9 protein-coding genes are annotated in these 21,301 nt (G+C 42.6%); all 9 read left to right on the top strand.

Annotation, left to right across the window (positions count from 1 at the left end):
* Positions 1 to 127 precede the first annotated feature (127 nt).
* Positions 128 to 1,123, top strand: coding sequence for an ABC transporter transmembrane domain-containing protein (locus DEO27_RS11435; protein ID WP_223818223.1), 996 nt, complete (start codon positions 128 to 130; stop codon positions 1,121 to 1,123).
* A 1-nt stretch (position 1,124) separates the two neighbouring features.
* Positions 1,125 to 2,495: an HlyD family secretion protein gene (locus DEO27_RS11430; protein WP_112566216.1), complete on the top strand. Its 1,371-nt coding sequence runs from the start codon at positions 1,125 to 1,127 to the stop codon at positions 2,493 to 2,495.
* A 2-nt stretch (positions 2,496 to 2,497) separates the two neighbouring features.
* A complete protein-coding gene (locus tag DEO27_RS11425; protein ID WP_112566219.1) occupies positions 2,498 to 3,949 on the top strand; it encodes a TolC family protein in 1,452 nt (483 codons plus the stop codon).
* A 156-nt stretch (positions 3,950 to 4,105) separates the two neighbouring features.
* Positions 4,106 to 6,472 (top strand): ABC transporter permease, encoded by a 2,367-nt coding sequence (locus DEO27_RS11420; RefSeq protein ID WP_112566222.1) that lies wholly within the window; start codon positions 4,106 to 4,108, stop codon positions 6,470 to 6,472.
* A 1,073-nt stretch (positions 6,473 to 7,545) separates the two neighbouring features.
* The gene (locus DEO27_RS11415) at positions 7,546 to 9,162 is read left to right on the top strand and encodes a hypothetical protein (protein ID WP_146749949.1); all 1,617 of its coding nucleotides are present in this window, start codon (positions 7,546 to 7,548) and stop codon (positions 9,160 to 9,162) included.
* Positions 9,163 to 9,747: 585 nt separating this feature from the next.
* The gene (locus tag DEO27_RS11410; protein WP_146749950.1) at positions 9,748 to 11,664 is read left to right on the top strand and encodes a hypothetical protein; all 1,917 of its coding nucleotides are present in this window, start codon (positions 9,748 to 9,750) and stop codon (positions 11,662 to 11,664) included.
* A 1-nt stretch (position 11,665) separates the two neighbouring features.
* Entirely contained in the window at positions 11,666 to 14,383 is a 2,718-nt protein-coding gene (locus tag DEO27_RS11405) for an EndoU domain-containing protein (protein WP_112566231.1), read from the top strand.
* Complete coding sequence (locus DEO27_RS11400; protein ID WP_112566234.1) at positions 14,380 to 14,745, top strand: hypothetical protein; 366 nt, start codon at positions 14,380 to 14,382, stop codon at positions 14,743 to 14,745. The genes DEO27_RS11405 and DEO27_RS11400 overlap by 4 nt, the downstream gene beginning before the upstream one ends.
* A gap of 196 nt (positions 14,746 to 14,941) precedes the next feature.
* Positions 14,942 to 21,274 carry a hypothetical protein gene (locus DEO27_RS11395; protein ID WP_112566237.1) on the top strand — a complete coding sequence of 2,111 codons (6,333 nt, stop codon included), beginning with the start codon at positions 14,942 to 14,944 and terminating at the stop codon, positions 21,272 to 21,274.
* Positions 21,275 to 21,301: the final 27 nt, after the last annotated feature.

Genomic DNA, 21,301 nt, shown 5'->3' with positions numbered 1-21,301 from the left:
GGCTTAGGCTTTCTTAGTAGCACGGCCAGTTTATGACCTTTTCACTCCAATCTGATCTGCCCTGAATAAATAAGATAATGCCTGTAAGCTGATCTGTCAAACTTTTAAACATTAGTTTTTACCCTATATGATGAAAAAAAAGAAGCATGTAAATGCTGCTACACCCTGGCAACGACTGGTGCGTATGCTGCATTACGAACGTACTACCATTAATTACATTTTTATTTACGCCATATTAATTGGCCTGATTGGTTTAACACTGCCATTGGGCACTACCGCTGTTTTTAACCTGCTCTCCAATGGTGCCATGTACAGCTCAACCTATATACTGATAGCCGTTGTGCTGATAGGTGTTGTTATCGGCGGCTCACTTTTAATAGGCCAGCTTACGCTTGTTGAATTCCTGGAGCAAAAGATCTTCACTAAAGCCTCGATGGAATTTGCTTATCGTCTTCCCCGTATTAAAAAAGAAGAATTGCAAGGCGAACATCCCCCGGAACTGGTTAACCGCTTTTTTGATATTCTGACGATACAGAAAGGCCTAACCAAGTTATTGGTTGATATTGTTGCCGCAGCTGTTCAGATCTTTTTCAGTGCTATTTTACTTTCGTTTTATCACCCGGTATTTATGGCGGTAGGTTTGTTGGCCTTAACAGCTATAGCAGTTATCATATTGTTATATTACAGGCAGGGCGTGGAAACAAGTATTGATGAATCCGGCCATAAGTACGAGTTAGTAGCGCATTTGGAAGAGGTAGCCGGTGATCTGGACAAATATCGTGGAAACGCGGAAAAAATGGATGATATCGTAAAAACCACTGACGAGATAACATCCAAATATCTTGCCGCACGCAATGATCATTTCGGCATCCTGAAAAAGATGTTTGTGGGTTCGGTGGCCTTACGCACCGTATTAATGGGCGGCCTGTTGCTGCTAGGGTCATTTTTTGTAGTTGAGCGCGAAATGACTTTCGGTCAGTTTGTAGCGGCCGAAGTGATTGTGGTACAGATCAGCTACGCCGTAGAAAAATTATTAACCAACATGAATACTGTTTTTGATATGGTTACCGGCAGCGAAAAGCTGGCCGTAGTAACTGATCTTGAATTGGAGGGAGCAAAATAACATGGCTAAATTATCAAACAATGGTCTGCACAACAAACATATGGAAGATTTGGCAGTGCAATCAACCGATGCACTCATAAATGTAAACGGCTCGCGTACCTTGGGGCGTATCATTGTCATATTTCTTGTTCTTTTCATAGTGATACTGATGCTGCCCTGGCGACAAACCATTCCCGGTAAGGGTACTGTGACAGCTTTACGGCCAGAAGACCGTCCGCAAACGGTTCAGAACCAAATTGGCGGCCGAATTGAGTGCTGGGCCGCGCGGGAGGGACAGGAGGTAAAAAAAGGGGATACAATATTGGTGATATCCGAAACCAGTCAGTCATACTTCGACCCCGAATTGCCGCAGCGGTTGGATGAACAACTCGAGGCAAAAAAAGATAGTGAAGTTGCAGCCTCGCAAAAAATGGATGCTACAAACGCACAGATCAAGGCGATGACCAGCGGTCTCCGTTTCCAGTTATCTGCAGCCGAAAACAAAGTGCAGCAATCTTTAAATTATGTGAAGATAGATAGTGCCGACCTCGTGGCGGTTCAAAATTATTACGAAACCACGAGGGTCAGGTTAAACCGATACGAATCCGGGTATAAAAACGGCCTGTTCTCGCTCACAGATATCGAAACCAGGAGGCTGAAGTTACAGGAAGATAATGCGAAAGTGATAGGCCAGCAAAACAAGCTAAGCAACTCAAAGCAGGCTTTACTTAATGCCCGGATCGATCTGGATAATATCAAGGCTAAATACCAGGAATCGCTTGCTAAGGCTCAATCAGATATGAGTTCGGCCATTTCCAGTAGGGCGAGTGCGCGCGGTGAGATAGCTAAGCTGCGTAACGATATTTCGAACATAACTGTACGGCGTGGTTTGTATGTAGTGCGTGCACCTCAGGATGGTTTTGTGGTGAAAACATTGAAAGCCGGTATTGGTGAAAATATTAAAGAAGGCGAATCAATAGCTACGCTACAACCCAAAAATCCATTAGTTGCCGCCGAGCTGTATGTAAATGCGATGGACGTGCCGCTGATACTTGACACCAGCGATGTAAGGTTACAGTTTGAAGGCTGGCCATCGGTACAGTTTTCGGGTTGGCCATCGGTAGCTGTGGGTACATTCGCAGGCAAAGTATGGGCTATAGACCGTGTGAGCAGCAAAGGTGGTAAGTATCGCTTGCTGATAAGGCAAGACAAATCGTTGCCGGCTAATGATGAGCCGTGGCCAGCACAGTTGCGCCAGGGTTCAGGTGTTTATGGTCGTATTATTTTACGTTCGGTGCCACTTTGGTATGAAATCTGGCGTCAACTAAACGGTTTCCCACCGAGTCTGGAAAAAGAGCCTTCTGATAAAGAAATTGATGGTAAGAAAGGATAACAATGAATATTAAATTAAAAAGATATTTGACTGCCCTGTTCTGTGTACTGATGTTGTACATAACCGGTGCTTCGGCGCAAACAGCCGGTAATAACGGCGTGTTTGCGCTTGCCGATCTGGAAGAGATTGTTTTTAGAAATCACCCTATAGTAAAACAGGCCGCCTTGCTAAGCGAGGCGGCTAAAGCAAATGTGTTGCAATCATTAGGCTATTTTGATCCGGCGCTTAAGGCATCTTTTGCCCGTAAAATATTTGGAGGAACAGAATACTATAACAACTGGGGTGGCGAGTTAAAGGTGCCGCTATATGTTGCCGGTGCAGATCTTAAAGTTGGTTATGAGCGTAATATTGGGGCTTACACTGCCCCCGAAACACGTACGGGGACAAATGGCCTTTCTGCGATAGGGTTAAGCATTCCGCTGGGGCAGGGTTTACTGATTGATGCCCGGCGCAGTACCCTCTGGCAAGCCAAAGCTATGGTAAGCTATGCCGAAGCTGATCAGGTTAAACAAATAAACACCATTTGGTACGCCGCTGCTAAAGATTACTGGAACTGGTATTATACTTATCGCGAATACATGCTGGTAAAAGAGGGCGTTGATCTTGCCAATAAAAGGTTTAAAGCTGTAAGCAGGCAAACCCTGATGGGTGATAAACCGGCTATCGATTCGGTAGAGGCGGCCATTATAGTGCAGGATAGACTATTGCAGTTGGAAAAAAGTACCATAGAAATGCAAAACGCCCTGCTGGTATTATCCAATCATTTATGGAATGAGGAGGGCCAGCCGCTCGAATTACCAAAACATGCCGAACCGCAAACAGTTAACGAACGCATTACCCTGCCCGGAAACATGGCGCTTGATACCTTGTTGGGCCAGGCCAGGCAGCAACACCCCGAGTTAATTAAATTGCGGTCAAAGGGGAGCCAACTGGATATTGAGAGGCGTTACCGGGTTGAGGCTATGAAACCCAAGATTAATATCACTGGTGCTTTGGTTTCCTCACGCCGGGATTTTAACTCGTACGTGCCCGACTATTATGATTTTAAGTGGAACAATTACAAGATTGGCCTTGAGTTTGCTTTCCCCTTATTTTTGCGGGCCGAACGTGGTAAACTCCGGGAGGTGAAGATCAAGCAGCAACAGGTAAATTACGATCTGCAGCAATCGGGCAGGGAGATAGGTAATAATATTATGGCCTCGTACAACAGCTTAAACGCCTATAAATCGCAGTTGGGTATCCAGGTACAAAGCATCAATAACCAACAGACATTGCTCTCGGGTGAATTGCAAAAGTTTGACCTGGGCGAAAGCACCCTGTTTTTGATCAATAGCCGTGAAAGTAAACTGATAGACATGAAAATAAAACGCGAAAACCTGATAGCTGGCTATCAAAAAACACTTGCCGAACTTTATTATAAGGCAGGTTCAAGGCAAAACCAGTCCAATTTGTAACATTGGTTTGCGGAAGTTAGTATATTGTAAAGCCTCCGTTAATCGGAGGCTTTACTTTTTTGCGTTCTTTTAGTTTTCCTTCTGAATGAAAAAATAAAAAAGTGCTGCAACTAAATAAAAGGTACTTGCGTCTTATAATTATCAAAGCCTGAACATATGCTCAAAAATTACTTAAAAATAACCTGGCGTAACCTTTTGCGTCAAAAAACATTTTCCCTGATTAATATCCTTGGTTTAACCATTGGCATGGCCAGTGCAGCGCTCATTTTGTTGTGGATCCAGAATGAACTGAGCTTTGACCAGTTTCACGAAAAAAGGGACAGGCTTTACTCGGTTTACAATCAATCAAAATTTGACGGGAAATTATGGAGCTGGGAAACCACCCCTAAAATTATGGGCAGGGTAATGAAACAGGAATTACCCCAAATGGAAAAAGTTGCCCGGGTTACCAATACCAATTTCCTGTTTACTATTGGCGATAAGCGGCTTACAGCAAGCGGCGACTTTACCGACGGGGACTTCCTTTCTATGTTCAGTTTCCCGCTGATTAGTGGAGATCCCAAGACCGCGTTGAACGAGTTGCATAACATCGTCATCACCGAGAAATTTTCTAAAAAGCTTTTCGGAGATGGAAACGCGATAGGCAAAACGGTCAAAATAGATAGCAATGCCTATTTCAAAGTAACCGGCGTGATGAAAGATCTGCCAAATAATACCCGCTTTGATTTTGAATACCTGCTACCATGGTCGTACCTGAAAAAGATTGGTCAGGATGATGAATATTGGGGCAATAATTCTATTCAAACGTTTGTGCTGTTAAAACGTGGGGTAACAGAAGCCAACGCCGACGCAGCCGTTGAAAATTTCACTAAAAACCATTCGGATACCAAAGATATTCAGCAGTTTTTGCACCCGGCAACTAAATGGCATTTGTATTCGCATTTTGAAGATGGTAAGATAGTTGGCGGGAAAATTGAACGGGTAAGGGTGTTTTCGCTCATTGCGGTGCTCATTCTCGTCATTGCTTGTATCAACTTCATGAATTTAAGTACCGCCCGGAGCGAGTCGCGTGCGCGTGAAGTGGGGATTCGTAAAACAGTTGGCGCATTAAGGGGATCATTGATCTGGCAGTTTTTAGGCGAGTCTGTTTTGATAGCCGCTATAGCGGGTGTTTTTGCAGTTATCATTGTACAAATCAGCATGTCGGGCTTCAATCAGCTCACTCAAAAGCAATTGTATGTGCCTTATGGTAATCCATATTTTTGGCTCATAGCGCTTGGCTTTATTCTGGTTACAGGTATTATTTCGGGTAGCTATCCGGCCTTGTACCTGTCATCTTTCAGACCAGTGGCTGTATTGAAAGGTACATTTAAGGCAGCAAACGCACTTGTTACGCCACGTAAATTACTGGTAGTTATTCAGTTTACTTTCGCGGTAGTGCTGATTATTTGTACAATAGTTATCCGCCAGCAGTTACAGTACGCTCAAGATAGGGATACCGGGTATAAAAAAGATAACCTGGTTTTCAGTTTCATGTCTGGCGATATTGATAAACATTATCAATCTATCAAAAATGAATTGCTTTCAAGTGGTGCAGCAGCATCTGTATCTAAAACAAACTCGCCCATAACACAGCGTTACAGCGATAGCTGGGGCTTTAACTGGCCCGGCTCAACGCCTCACAATAAGGTAGATTTTATCATCTACAGTTCGGATGGCAGCCTGGTAAAAACCATGGGGCTCAAGCTGGTAGCCGGCAGGGATATTGATCCAATTAATTATCCTACAGATTCGACTGCTATGCTTGTTAACGAAGCCTCCGTTAAGATCATGAACCTTAAAGATCCTGTAGGCAAAGTAATTACCCAGGGTGAAGGCAAAGACGCCAAAGCCTGGCATATTGTCGGCGTTATTAAAGATTTTATCATCAGTTCGCCTTACGAACCTGTACAACATATGCTGATACAAGGGCCGAGTTCATGGTTTAATATTATCCACTATAAACTTAATAACGCCAACTCAACTAAAGAGAACCTTCGCCGGGCCGAGGCCATTTTCAAAAAGTATAACCCCGATTATCCATACGAGTATACTTTTGTTGATCAGGAATATTCTAAAAAATTTGGCGACGAACAAAGGATTGGTACCCTGGCCAGCTTGTTTGCCGGCTTAACAATTGTTATTTCATGTCTCGGGTTATTTGGCCTTGCCGCCTATATGGCACAAAACAGGATCAAAGAAATAGGTATTCGAAAGGTACTTGGCGCCTCAGTAGCCAGCGTAACCACACTACTTTCGTGCGATTTTCTGAAGTTGGTTGCAATCTCATTTTGCATAGCTGCCCCAATTGCATGGTATTTAATGTTCCAGTGGTTAAAAGGATATAGCTACCGGATCAGTATCAATATATGGGTATTTGTAATTGCCGCCGCATTAACCTTGCTGATATCTGTTTTGACGGTAAGTTACCAGGCAATCAAAGCCGCGTTAACAAACCCGGTGAAAAGTTTGAAAGGGGAATAGGAGATAGGGTGCTTACCTATGATATAGATTAAACTTCCGCTGATATAGCAGCAGGTACTATGTTTAAAATCCACAAAGAAGAGGTTGTATTATAAATTATAGTACAGCCTTTTTTTATTGCAAAATGGCTTAGCAGAATGAAAAGTATTGGGCTTTGAACGATCTCTCTTAGAAACAGCTTAATTAATTATTTCGATAGATGCGCTGTTTCAAATGCAGAGATACATTTCGCTATGCTGGTTTAGTATGAGCGATTTTAAGAAGCGATCGAGTAAAGAAAGGTCTGGATTATCTTCATTGATGCCCGTGATAGTACCAAAGATTTTAATTTCAATATATGTTCATAAGTATTTTAATTAAAACATTTGATTTTAATATTACTTGTCTATCTTTACCTTAGGAGGATGTAGTTAAAACATGCTTTGCTAATAAATTTTCTTGCAGATATATAAAGTTGTATTTTTTTTATCTGTAATGTAAATTGAATTTAACCTAAACTTAAATCACGCAATTAAAAAAAGCTGCTTAAAGGGATGTTACGTTGACTCATAAGCTCCTGAATATTTTGGCTAAACCATTTTTTTATGAAAAATAGTATTCCATACTAATTATTGATAGTTTTTTTTCTCCTGAAATAGATGATGCCGGAAGCTGATAGAATTTCGTGGATTGGCTATTGTTAACAGGTTGAAAGCAGATGAAAAATCATCGTTGAGTGCTTGTCTTTGGATTGTGATTATTAGCATATAATCGGGAAGCAGGTATTTCCTGCCGCCGAAAAACGAATAATGAATATGGTTAATACGAGTAGTTTGACAGGTCCGCCCTTTAGTATTCAAGGTGAACGGATAATAACCGGACAACAGGCTGATTTTCAATTTAGTTTTGATAGTGCGGCCGATCAGGCTTCGGTGCTCGCTTATGAATGGTATATCGATGATGAACTTATCGCAGATGTGCGAACACCTGAATTGTCAGGTACGTTTGCCTGCGGGAGTTACGCGCTCAGTGGCAGAATACTTACCGCGGAAGGGTGGTCTGGGACGAAATCGCTGTTCATAGTTACTTGTTCTGTGCCGGTAGCTGCCGTTATTATCGGACCCGATTCTGTAGCTGAAGGTGAGAGCGCGGACTATTCACTGATCGCAACGTTTTCAGACGGTAGCAGCCGTGACCTCACAGCCGATTATAGCTTTTCCTGCCCCGATGGAACATTCTCTGGCAACCACTTTACGGTCTCAAAGAATGATACGCCCCAGGATACTCGCCAGACTACCATCACCGCAAAGCGAAAAGGGGCTCCGGATGTGTTCCGGCAGATCACTATCGAAGATACTTCACCTATTGTGATCGTCTCACGTACAATTTCCGGCCCATCTTCGGTGGATGAAGGTGCAACCGCAACTTATCAGGTGATCGCTACAATGTCAGACGGTACTACGCAGAATATTACCGCAGGGTATACGTTTTCAGCTACTGAAGGGGTATTCAGTGGCAACGTATACTATGCTGAGCCGAATTATAACGCGGGAGATACCCGGAGTGTCACTATCACGGCTTCCAAAGCAGGCGATACTGATTTGTCTAAACAAATTATTGTCAATGATACCACACAAACTCCGCTACCTGCCGGTGTGCTCACGGTTGACTTGTTCTCGGATACCTCATTGGATGTTATTGGTTTGATTGCCAATTCTGAAGTCTCTGTAGCTCATATGGCGGCATATAGTGGCAATAACATTGTGCCTTTAACTGCTGCGGCAAATGCCTATATCTTAGCTTCTGACCTGATTGCGCAGCCGGTATTGAACTGGCGCCTGGAGTTTAATCTGGAAAAACTCGTTGCGGACTATCCGGCAGTCACCGAATTCGTTATGGATATTCGCGGGAGGTCGGCTGCTGCGGCACCAATAACAGGCGCTTTCGGAACTAAAAGTTACGGAGCAGTCATGGTGCTGAACGGGAGCTCAGGTTCTTATATACCATCTTCAACTGGCGGCGTTAGTACAGCGCCTATCCAGAATTTTACCAGCAAGGTGGCAGGAGGTGCCAACGGTGACCATTCGGAAGCAGTGTTGCCGAGCATCATTGAATTAACTTACCATGTGGCCACGCGAACGGTAACCTACAAGACACCGGATACAGCCGGCATCGATAATTTTGATTTTATGGCGGTAAGTTACAACTGGAATACCACGGATGGAACCGATCTGGATATTTTGGTGGGCTATGAAAATAATGGGACACCGGTGGATAATATATATGTAGGTTACGGTAACGCGAACGCCACGGTGCCGCCAAACACGGTTCCGGCCTCGGATGCTTATTTATGGTGGGGACTGGATAGTCAAACGTTTAATACAACAGCAGAGGGAGTACTGATTGGGATCAGGAGTTTTCTCGCTGCTTATCCCGCATCACCTGCTATTGTGGAAATTGGTTTGTACGCAGTTTGGTACGGTCAGCCGCAGACTGGGAACTTTACGCTATCACTAAAGACTTATCTTGGGGGAAGTATGAGCCTGGACGGTACAGAATTTGTCAATACCGGTGGGACGCCTGTGAGTTCTAACTCTTTTGATCTAACAACTATGGTTTCCAATCATGATCATAACCCGGGAACTGCCTTTAAGGTGGGATCCTTAAAATATAATAAAAACACGCAAACAGCCATTATTCAGCTCGGCTGAAAATTTTTGAATCAATTATAACTATTTATAAAACTCTAAATCTCCTTGAAAAGCATTGTTGCAACATTCTTGCTGATGTCTCTATGGAGCCATATCCGAACTCAAAAAGTAGAAAATGAATTTGGTAAGCTGTTTATCGGGTAGATTACTAATGACTTCGCGGAACTATGATTTTAAAAAATTAAAAAAGAGCAATAGCGATCAAACATAAATCAGTGCTTGAAAATGAAAATATAGAGTGAAAGATAGCGGGGATGGGGTACCATCAATTTGTTACTGTTAGATAAAGAAAGTTTTTGAGATTGTTATCAAGGATTAATCGAAATTATGCCAAACAACAGTTATATATCCAGATTTTCTCCAACATCTTGTTTTTTTACTGATCCGGCCGCGATCAGCCAGGTAGCAGAGCAGGCCTTTGGGCCGGTTAGCGATCAGGCTTTCCGTTTAACCAGCAAGTTTACGGCAAGTGGCGATACTATGGCGTACGCGATTTGCAGCGGTATTGTGCTGATTCAGCCGCAGGCTGGTGACACCAACAGGGTAAACCTGATACTACGGCCATATCAACAGCCTATCGCTGGTTTGAATATCAAATATTTCATTTACCGGGGGCTTAAGAAAGGTGATTTTTTTACAGGTGACAATGTGCTTCCGCCTACAGAATCTTCATCTGATTTTATTGCTAAGATCAATGCTGCCTTCACGGCATTTTACCAGGGTGCTGAGGGTGGGGTTCCCGAATTCCTGGCCAAATACATTGGTTTTGATCCGGACCATCAAACAGACAACCTCTCTCTTGATAGCTTTTTCTTTAAGGAAGCTGTTATTGTGGAGAATAACGGTGAATTTGAGGAAGACAGTGCGGGAGCGTTTGAATTACCATTAATTAAAATGGCTTCATCTCTGGGCAGATTTGCGGAAGGTAACTGTGGAATAGATATAGTGTTGAATTATGGTGATTACTCCCTGCCGGAACCAAATGGAGATTTTGTGTTTGATCTGGCTTATGCACGCCTGGCAGAGTCTATGATTATGATTGATGCGCAGGCGGATAGTTTCGCCTCGAAAGTTAAACGAGAGCAGATAACCCAGTTTTTAGATGTGGCTGCTTACTTCGGTTTTCATTGCATTGATACCGGTAGCGTAACAGTTTATCAGGCAGGGGCCTCATCGGTTAAAAAAGGACAGGATATCTATACTTCTGTTATTGATCGTTTCGCCACAAAAAACCGGATCTACCTGTATATCCAAAGCGACCGGACACGCTCTTATAATTTCTATGGAAATTACCTGATTGAAGAAAACGGGGCTGAGTCCTTGAAAACAGGAAATATGGCGAATTCGCTTACCCCGGTGATCTATGGTAGTCAAGGTTGGCCGTTGTTGCTGGATGAAGGCCTGCAAAACCATGCGGGCGAACTAAATACCATATTTCTGCAATTTGTTACGGATAATAATCCTAATACAATGTTTTACGGGCAGGTAGCCCAGGTAGATAACGCGCAGGGCAATAATTTTTGCGGGCCGGATGACTTAAAACTCCCCGTAGATGCCGAGGGTAGTCCCATAGCCTTAACAAAGGTTATTGCACTATCCAACCCGGCAACGGGTGCCGATAATAATAAATTGAATATTGCCTGTTTTAATATTCTGATTTATCAGGGGATGACGTACAAATACGTTGCAGGGCAGGTAACTAATGATCAGGGAGAAACAGTGGACGTATTGGCACAGCCAAACTTTTTCGATGATGTATTTGATGGGATCAATGCTACACCTTTATTAAAAGCTGGTGATGATACTTCCAATAGCTCAATAACACTCCAAAAATTAAAGCTCATTAACCATTATTATGGTAATATTCAATATGGAGTTTCTGCAGTTCAGACAACGGTAGTGAGCGATGAAATAAATACGGGTGACGAGGCTACGCAAACGCTAAATAGGGTCAGCTATATTTCAGAATCAGTTGATGTGTTAAACAATGTAGTAACAATTTCTGGAACGGTAACGGCTGACTCAAAGTCATCTCCTTCGGTTTCAGGAACAGTAGCTGATAATAAAGCCTATCAATTGCCTCCTCCATTTTATTATTATATAAAAACTTTCACAGATAGCACTCAAACTGTAACAGGACTAAAACTTTCGTCAACGGATGGTACAATTCCTACTAAAGTAATTTTAGGGTTGACAAAGAACGAAAATGATCTTTTAAAAGATTTAATCAAAACGAACGAATTAATAAATCCGAGATTGTTCTTGATCGATTTATTCGAAGATGGTAGCTCATTAATATCGTCAGAAAGTATTCAATATCGAAAATATAACGTGGGAATAGTTGGTGAAACCGGTGTTGGAGAATTGAGATTAGTCTTAAATGAGCCAGGGGGCTTTGTCTATTCATTAGATAATCGGTATTACTTTTCAAAAGATTATTCGGATTTTATAAAAGATACGCCCATCACTTCACTGTTTTTAGACCTCGAAATTTCCTTGTAATATGGCAGATGTAGCAGTTTTTATTGATTATAAAGTCAGGAGGATAACAGACTTGTCTGAAGTTCAATTTCAAAATAAGACTGGATTCGTAACAGGGTTTGCTCTTAAAAATATAAAATACAGCCATATATATTCCGGTGATTTTCGACCAGAAGATGTTGGTAAAAAGTATGCTACTGCTGGATTTTACGATCAGGTTAAGTTTTTACAATATTTAGGCAAAAAAATCAAATTAAATGAGCTCGTTACTGCCAAATTAAAGGATGGCAATATCGCGCTCGCCGTAGATAATGATGCCGTAATTGTTCAAAAACTAAGAATTGAAGCACCTTATAGTGATTTCTGCAAAGTTGACAGGTATACCTGGGATTTTGTTGCAGGCGAAAAAATTATAGCAGATGATTTAGGCAGTATTTTACTCCCTGCCAGAACTGTTAAAGTGGCTCCGCCGTTAGATATTCCTTTAAACCCGGTTGGTAAGGCTTTTTATTTAAACAATATTCATTTTATTACAAACGATGGTTTTATAGGGGATAAGGACTCGGGAGCTTATTTAATATCTCTGATCGCACTGCAGATTCACAGGATAAACAAAGAGATTTTTCCTTCGTTAAACAAGGATTCTGATTTAAACACATACATATTAAATCAAAATAATGAATGGACTGATGGTATTATATTTATAAATCCAACTTTGCAAACCATTCAAGAGTACCTTGATAATTTGACAAGTTTTTATGATAGTGCTTTTTCTAATCAGGTTATAATTTCAAGCCCCGTAAATGAACAAATCGAAAACCGATTGTATTGGCTGGGATATATTTTACCAATAAATGCCTTGAAAATTGTACCGGCATATAACAAAATTATTATCCTTAAACTTATTGCAACCGGAACAATTTTAGGAGAAATATCGGGTGTAATTCCAAATATTATAAATGAAGAAGAATATGTGATAAAAATAGTTCGTTCTGTAGACTCAACTCAAGTTGATGAGTTTTTGGCTGGTTTAGTGAATTTTAGTGTAACCGATTATGATGACGATGTAACATTATTTCAGGTTTTATATGATAAGGTTAATGATAAAGGGATTGGTGCTGAAAACTTGAAGATTTTAATTAGTGAACTATATAAACTTTGGTTGTTAAGCTCGTATAATCCTTATGATATTGATGGTACGTTGAAGGATAATGTAATAGATCCCTCACAGTACGTCAATAAACCAGTTGCTTTAGATTATGAGGCTGCGAAAGAGTTTTGGATTTTTAATACCACTAATTATGATTTTTCTTTTGAGGGTACCAAAATAGATGTCACTGAGAAAATAGCTGAACTACCAACGGACATAATTGGTACTTACAATATTTACCAAACAATAACTATAAAAAATACAGATGCTAATACAGCGAGCATTAATTTTATCTCGGTAAGCGTTAACGGTGAAGATACTGCAGCCCTTCCAATTTTCTACTTAAAATATATTGATGATAAAAAAGAAACAGAAAATTTAATCACAGGTATACAATTGACAGTTGATATCTTGCTCACTGCAACCGGAATAGGAAATCTGAGTAAGCTGCGGCATATCAGAACCATTTATAAATTAGGGCGCGTAGCATTAGGCTTAGAAACAGCGGCGGCTGGCGACATTTTAGCAACATATGAATTTGCTCAGGGAGTTTTAGGAGTAGTTGAAATCACAGGTTCGTTAGGCAATATATTTATTACATATAGCAAAAAAAAGGAATTGTATTGTGATATCAATGGTACCGAGTACGATAAAGCTAAATGTGAATTTTATACCAAGCTGGATAATATTTTCATAGTCATGCAACTCTTCTCGGGTGCTTTGGATTTGGCAACATCGAGGTTAATGAGTAATGCTTCAAAACGATTACTACAAGGGCCTCTCCCGGATGATTTTAACTCTGATGCTTTAGCCATATTAACGAGGTTCGCTGGTGATGCAGATCAATTAAAAGAAATTTTTCGTGTTAGATTAGTCCAGCAGTTTGGTGAAGATTCTGTCATATGGAGAAGAATAGATCAGGCAGGCTTGCCAAATGAATTTACGCTTTTACAACGAGACGATTTTATAGGCGATTTTGGTAATGCAGATCCCGACGTGCTTAATGCACTTAATAACGACAATACTTTGATAGATACATGGAAAGATGTTGAGGATCTCGCAATTTTTAGAACTTTAAGAAAAGATATTGACTTTTTAAGAGACTTAAAATTTATAATAAATGATTCACCAGAATTACAAATCGAAATATTTGAAGGACGGCCAACGCGAATATTGAAAGATGGAGGAGATCCTCTTTTAGAAAGAGATTATATTAAAGATTCAAAAGGAGTGCATGCTATAGAGGCACTTGTGAAAGACAAGGTAGAAATCATAGAAAACTCGAAAAGAGATGTAGGACCTACAGGATTAGGTTATTACGAGGCCAAAATACGCATTTGGAATGAAGAAATGTTTAAACCTCAATTCATTAAGAAAAGTTCAAACAAAGGTTATTCTACGTTTTTTCCAGATAGTTGGAGCAAGCAACGCAAGCAACAGGAAATGGCTTTAGCGTTTAAAAACAGAAGATATATAAAACGCTTGGGTGCTTACAAAGGCAAAATGTCCGACGGCGAAGAATGTATTTTATTTATTAACAACAATGTAATAATAACGATGCATCCATCATTTAAAAAAATAAGAAAGTGAGAAAAGAAATAATTGATAAATACGGAATAGACTTCCAAAATGAGAACAACGACGGAATTATAGATAAAATACCAGGTTCAAACTTAAAGTATGTAACACATCTTTTATATGACTGGGGACCTGATGATATTGATGACCCTGATCATGGGTTGTTAACGGACATTGACGCCGCCTTAGCTGACCCCAATAGCGAAATACAAGCAGGTAGTGAGATGGTAGATCTACTGATTTATCAGGATCGCGTTGAGTTTGAACATCGGTCGGGGGGAACTTACACTATGCCTACATCAGATTTAAGAGAAATTGTTATGGGGTGGCGCGATTTTTTACTAACGCCACCAATTGACGGAAGTAAAATATGACTATTACTTATATACTATTCGCTATTTAATGATGGAAAGGCTTAAGAAAATACTTAATAAAAACATTGGTTAATAGGGTTTTAAGTGAAAATTCAATATGTCAAGAATTACATAACTAAGCCCGCTTGAGTTTTGATTTTATAGGTGTAATCTCAAAAAATAAATAACTCCGAGTATATAGTATAAATAATTAAATATGCCCACACAGACCAGCGCCATAACCAAACGATACTATCCGAGTTTATCAGAAGTGATCACGGTGGACGATCTGCCGGAATTTTTGTCTTTTGCCCAGGAAGGCTTACAGGCCCTGCTTGACAAAATCCATTACAAAAATTTCCAGTATTCCAAAAGTTATCGCGGCGACGCAGCTTTTTATAAGTTGGATATTGTTACGGCCAATATTGGTATCGACTTGCCATTTGGGCTGCGTTTTGTATTAAACCCTGACGAGAACGGGGACGAGAACATATCATCCTTTCCAATCACGCTGCAATACCAGTGGGATATATTAGCCTTCCTCGGTACTTTTAACCTGAAAGGGTTTTCTTTTTCTCCGGATGGTTTTTACCAGCTTGGCTTGCAGGTGTTTAAAGTAACGGACGAGCAGGTGTTGGCGCATACGCTGAACTATTTCGTTGATCCGGCAGACGCTTCGGTTTCCAGATACCAGCAGCTGATAGATGATATTAATGAATTATATCCTGACGCGCATTTAAGCCTGCCGGCCGGCCAGGTACCCACGGTGTCGATGGTGGCAGGACTGATCCGGCAGAACGTTGATATTCCGGTAAGTATTTCGGAACTCATGTTTGCGGCATATTTACTGGACGGGAACCTTGATCAAACCAGGGAGAAACTGCAGCAATTCTATAACCTGATTGTTCCTGGCGGGATCGAGGACTATATACAAAAACTGATCAAGCCCTGGGTTAGGGCCAGTTTGACCCTTTCGGCGGGAATTGAGTTCCCAACTACAATTTTACAGCCGGTGGATAATAAAGGTAACGTTATTCCGAATACACGTTCTTTGTTCAGGTTTGCAGAGGCAACCTTTTATGTGGATACCGAATCGGGAATAGGTTCCAAGCTGGAACTGGAGGGCTCGCTGATACCACAATACAATCAGATTGGTAATACGGGACTGATCATCGAGTTTACCAAAGCAAAACTGGATTTGAGCAGTAAGACAAATATCCCGGAGGCCGACGCCGCAGGATTTTCGCCGGATTTTATGGGTTTGTATGTACAACAGGCTTCTGTAACCTTTGGCGGATTTGGTCAGGATAATCCTTCACGCCCGAGTGCCACCATATATGGACGAAACCTCCTGATAGGAACGGGAGGAATCTCCGGTACAATAGGGATCGACGCGGACTCAGGATCTATTCATCGAGATTTTGGTCTTTTTAGTGTCGAGCTTGATCATTTTTCGATCACTTTTAAACATAATAGTATCGTTAATTCCGCCATAAGCGGTAAACTGGTTATTCCGGGATTTGAACAAAACGGGGAAGTAGTTGTTATTCTGATTGACGCATTTTACCAGGATAACGGAGATTTTAAGATTAGTGCCCGGCCGCAGGATGGGACTTTTCCGCCAATTAGGCTTCCTAATGTTTTTGAGCTGGATATCCGCACATTGGAGGTAGGCAGCCGAGGCGGGCGTTTTTACATCAGGACGTCGGGCAAATTAAGTTTTATTGCCGACCTGCCTGTGCTTGGAGATGTCCTTCCGAAGGATATCGAAATATCAAAACTGGTAATCTGGGATGACGGCAGCCTGGAATTTGACGGAGGAGAGCTTTTACTACCGGCATCCGTACGTTTGAAAGTAGGGCCGGTAAACCTGGAAGTATCTCACATGTCGCTTGGCCCTTACAGCAAAAAGCTTAACGGTATCGATCGTCGCTATGCTTTTTTTGGCTTTGACGGTATGATTAACACAGGCAACGCTGGTGTAAGTGCAAGTGGGAACGGCATTAAGTATTACTTTACGGTAGACAACGGTGCAGGTAAACCATTCGATAATTTTATCAGTATCGATACCATTGCCATAGATTTGACGATTCCGGGCAACGTTGGCAAGGATAAGGCCGCTTTTATTTTGGAAGGTTATCTCAGTATGCGTAATCCGGACCCCGCAATCAGCACCACTGCTGCGGCTACCGAATATACAGGTTCTGTTACTTTTACGGCTCCCAAATTAAGATTATCTGGCTCCGCAGGGATGCGTCTTACACCGAGTGTGCCATCTTTTGTTGTGGATGTAGGATTGGAATTGGCTGCCCCGATACCGCTTGGGGCAACAGGTTTGGGCATTTATGGGTTCCGCGGATTAATTGGGCAACATTATATGCCAGACAAATCTGCTACCAACCCTAAGCTCCCGGACTCCGCAACATGGTGGGATTACTATAAAGTTCCAAGTACAATAACGGGCCGGGAAGGAATTGCGATTGATAAATTTGGAAATAGACCTGGTTACTCTTTCGGGGCGGGGATGTCTGTAGCTACCGCTTTTGATTCGGGCTTCGTTTTTTCTTCCAAACTATTTCTGCTGCTTGGGCTTCCAGACGTGTTTCTGATCGAAGGGCAGGCGGGTATATTGCGAAACCGGCTTGGTTTAGGTGACGATGTAGATCCACCGTTTAGTGCAGTAATCATTTTTGGGGACGATTCTTTTCGCAGTACGCTTTCCGCGAAATATAGCTTTCCGGACCAGGGGGATATCAAAGGCCTCATACTGGATATGAGAGGTACGCTTGATATGGCGTTTTTCTTTAATAATGCTTCCGGATGGTATATCAATGTAGGAAAGGATTCGCCGGATAGTGCCAGGGTACAAGCCGAAATCTTAACCTTGTTCCAGGGATACGCTTACCTGATGTTATCTTCACAGGGCGTGAAAGCAGGTGCAGGTGCCAAATTTGATTTTAATAAATCTTTCGGGCCGGTGGGGCTTGGGTTTGGAGCTTCGTTAAATATCGGCGGTTTTGTCAGCTTCAAGCCTGTTCAGGTTGGCGGTTTTATCCAGGTAGCCGGTTATGCTTACTTCAAGGTTTGGAAGTTTAAATTTGGTATAGCTGTTTCTGCCACGCTATCAGTAGAGGCACCGCACCCTTTCAATATTACGGGTAGTTTCAAGGTGAAGCTTAATCTTCCATGGCCAATTCCTGATATCAAGCTTACGGTGAGCCTAACCTGGCATTTTAACGACAATCAGGATGCATTGTTGGCCCCGGTTGCAGTATTACAATTACCTGATCCGTCAACAGGGTATCAGCCGGCAGCAGCATTGAATATTTTATCGGGAGAAACATTTACACTGAATTATGTGAATAATGAAAATTCAGTAACCATACCACCTCCAGGAAACTCGGGTTGGAAATATAATTTCCTGGTTCCGGGAGAGTCAGATAATGTAACAATTCCGCTGGACAGTTTTATCGATATCGAACTGTTGAAGCCCGTTAAACCAGTTATCGAATCGCTGGGCGGCACTTCGAACCAGGTGCCAGAGGGCTATTCGGAAATGATCCCTCCGCAAAAAGGGATCAATAAGCAGGTGAAGCACGAATATGAGATGACTCGTCTCGAGATCTATGCCTGGAACGAAACGGGCTCGGCTTGGGTGCCGTACCATGTTTACGAGGCGGTAACCGCAATTGTGGCAGGTAATACAGGAACAGATGCGATAGAGCTCAGCCGTCTTAAGGATGGTTACTGGCAGTTTGCTGAAAAAAATAAATATAATAAGATCAGACTGCTCTCGCAGAATATGTTCAGCTATTCAAGAGGATCGTCCCAAACTACTGCAGATATGGATGCACGATATGTTCAACAGCAGGACATCTTTTGCTATGACACGATCCATAGGAAGAATGTCGTGGACTGGACGCAGGTGCCGGACGGAACGATTTATCCCGTTGGTACAACTTTTACTTATAAGGGCCTGGAGTTCACACTGACAGGGACAACGGGAACAGTGAAATTTCAAAATGGTTTCGGGGCGGAAAGCTTATGCCTTGAGGGACAGGGAATATTATATATCCGGCTCCCGGAACCGGTTTTGTCATTGCGCCTGGCATTTGGATCCAACAACCAGGACGTATCGGTAAGCCTGATGTCACTTCTTGATACACCTGACTTCTATGGCAGTACTACGGAAACAACTCTGCTGCGTTTTACTATCACGTTGCCAGCGGGGCAGCAAAATAGGGAAGTTGCCTATGATAATGAAGATGAAGCGGTCAGCCTGATCCGCCTGGAATTCGATCCTTTTCCTCCTGCCGATTATTTGGGAGATTGGGTAATAGGCGGACACCTGGAGCTTCCAGATGTGCTGGTAACACCAGAAATTGCGGCATTAGAGCCGGGATTCGAATTGGAAAAGGCACTGTTGTTTGCTACCCTGTTCAATCGAAGTTTCAGCGCAGAAGAGGTGCGGGGTATGGCTTATCACAACCAGCCTGGTACAGTAGCGGAATGGGCACTTGATTCACTCCATGACCTTTCCGGTAATATTAACGGTATTTTGAGCGGTGGCCCCTGGAGCAACCGCGGCTATTATGAGAAAGATAACGGCGATTACCTGCAACTACATAATATATATCAGTACGAGGGCAATGCTGACGGATTTGTGATCCCTTATTATCCTGCCCTCCGTGTAGAGAATGGTAATTTTTCGGCTGGCGTGACCACTATGTTCGATCCTTATACACGGGGAGTTAGTACGCTAATGTACAAGGTCAGTCAGGATGAAAGCTCCGGACAGAGGAAAGGCTTTGCGCTTCATTTGCTCCAGTCCGGAACCGTTGATCCTGAAGCGTCATACACTGATCAGGCTGCAGTACCAACTTTTACTATCTGGCTTACACTGTATAACGGTGCAAATGTTAGAAAACTGGAGGCCAGCGCACCTTACACGGTGGATGGTATGACAGGGAAGTTAAGAACGAAACAATACAAACAACTGCTGATTTCAGTGAACAGAGTTTCCGGTCAATTGGATATCTATCTTGACCGTATTCAATGCCTGAGTACGGCTATTCCGTCAGAGCTGCAACCTTACCTGCAAATTGCAGGGGCTGCCTACCTAAACACGTTGAGTTATATTACCGAGGAGCTGCGAAAAAAGGAAACCGATAACCCAGGCAGCCATGAACAGTTAATTACAGAAGTCGATATATTGAGCGATAGCATCAATAAAACCATACAGCCGGTGTGGCGCCCCAATACCACGTTTGCTATACTGATTCAAACGCAAGACCGTGTCAACGGGCAGGTTCCGGGCTCCGCAATGCGCACCCATATCTTTGGGTTCAAAACCGCCGGGCCAATAGGGCATTTCCATCAGCACAGTACCAAGTATCATGAACTTGCTATGCAGGACCGCACCGATTCCTTCAAACTGGCCAGTTTGAAAGCTTATATCGATTACAACCGCTCATTCCCGGATGCCCAGGGGCGTTATAATCTGAGCAAACCAGTTTTTTGCCATTTCCCGCAGGTCAAATTGTTTTTTACACAACCTTATTTGAATGCCATGTATGCAGATTGGGATACCTATAAGCAGCTGCCTGAGGTGCAAAGCCGCCTTGATGTGCAGTTGATAGACCCCTTCGGCGTAAGCCTGACGCCCTCGCTACAATGGTCGCCGGTGCAGGAGGTACTTATCACCGATGATAACGTGGGGATGCTTCCGGAGGATGAACAGACACTGTATTACCTGAACAAGGCTGCGGCGAAAGGTGCATGCGACCAAATGCCGGTGCCGATAAAAAAGAAGACTCGTCATGGCTTTTATGCATTTCCGGATCTGCAGCCTAATACGTTGTATACAGCTTTATTTAAAGCCGTATATGCGCCTGCCGGTATTTCTCCTCAAAGTATAGAAGTCCATAAATTCAGCTTCAAAACTTCGAGGTATGCCGATCTGCAGGAACAGGCAGGTAGTTTTGTGCTGAACAACGCCGGCGAGCCCGCCAGGTACGCGATCTATAGGCAGGACGTAAGCTTTTCGGATGCTGACGTTAATAGTAAGCTTATACCGCTGATTCATGGCCTGACCGAAGGAGCGCCGGAGAACGTGGTACGGTATGCTGTGCCATTTGACAGGCTCGTTTATGGAGGACTTGCTTTGATTGCGATAGAGCCCGCCGTTAATACGGCCATCCGCCTGGTGGTGAACACCGGTCCTGGCAATAATCAGGTTAAGCGTATTCTTGGCTTGGTGATAACCAGCCCAGAGCCGTTCAATGATCCTAAATTACCGGCGGCTTCATTGGAGGATACCTTTAAACTGACCATTGTACTTTCCGACGGTAGTACCCTGAATCCGGATGCTTTTATCCGCTTATATGCTGCAGATACTTCCGGCGTCTTTATTACCAACGAAATTATGGACTTGCCTGTGGGTAAAATGCAGCTGAGCATCCGGTACAAGATATTCAATGGAATAGACTATGAAACCGACTTCCAGCAATATGATAGTCCGGCCATTGCACTTGAGCCGTATTTGTCATAAAATATTTGAGTAAGAAGGATTAAGAAA

Source organism: Mucilaginibacter rubeus (assembly GCF_003286415.2).
Taxonomy (GTDB): Bacteria; Bacteroidota; Bacteroidia; order Sphingobacteriales; family Sphingobacteriaceae; genus Mucilaginibacter; species Mucilaginibacter rubeus_A.
Note: the sequence above shows the minus strand (reverse complement) of the source record. Positions and strands in the feature narration are given on the sequence as shown.

Coding starts and splice junctions, on each gene's coding strand:
- DEO27_RS11425 (WP_112566219.1), top strand. CDS start 2,498: ATGAATATTAAATTAAAAAGATATTTGACTGCCCTGTTCTGTGTACTG.
- DEO27_RS11395 (WP_112566237.1), top strand. CDS start 14,942: ATGCCCACACAGACCAGCGCCATAACCAAACGATACTATCCGAGTTTA.
- DEO27_RS11420 (WP_112566222.1), top strand. CDS start 4,106: ATGCTCAAAAATTACTTAAAAATAACCTGGCGTAACCTTTTGCGTCAA.
- DEO27_RS11435 (WP_223818223.1), top strand. CDS start 128: ATGATGAAAAAAAAGAAGCATGTAAATGCTGCTACACCCTGGCAACGA.
- DEO27_RS11430 (WP_112566216.1), top strand. CDS start 1,125: ATGGCTAAATTATCAAACAATGGTCTGCACAACAAACATATGGAAGAT.
- DEO27_RS11405 (WP_112566231.1), top strand. CDS start 11,666: ATGGCAGATGTAGCAGTTTTTATTGATTATAAAGTCAGGAGGATAACA.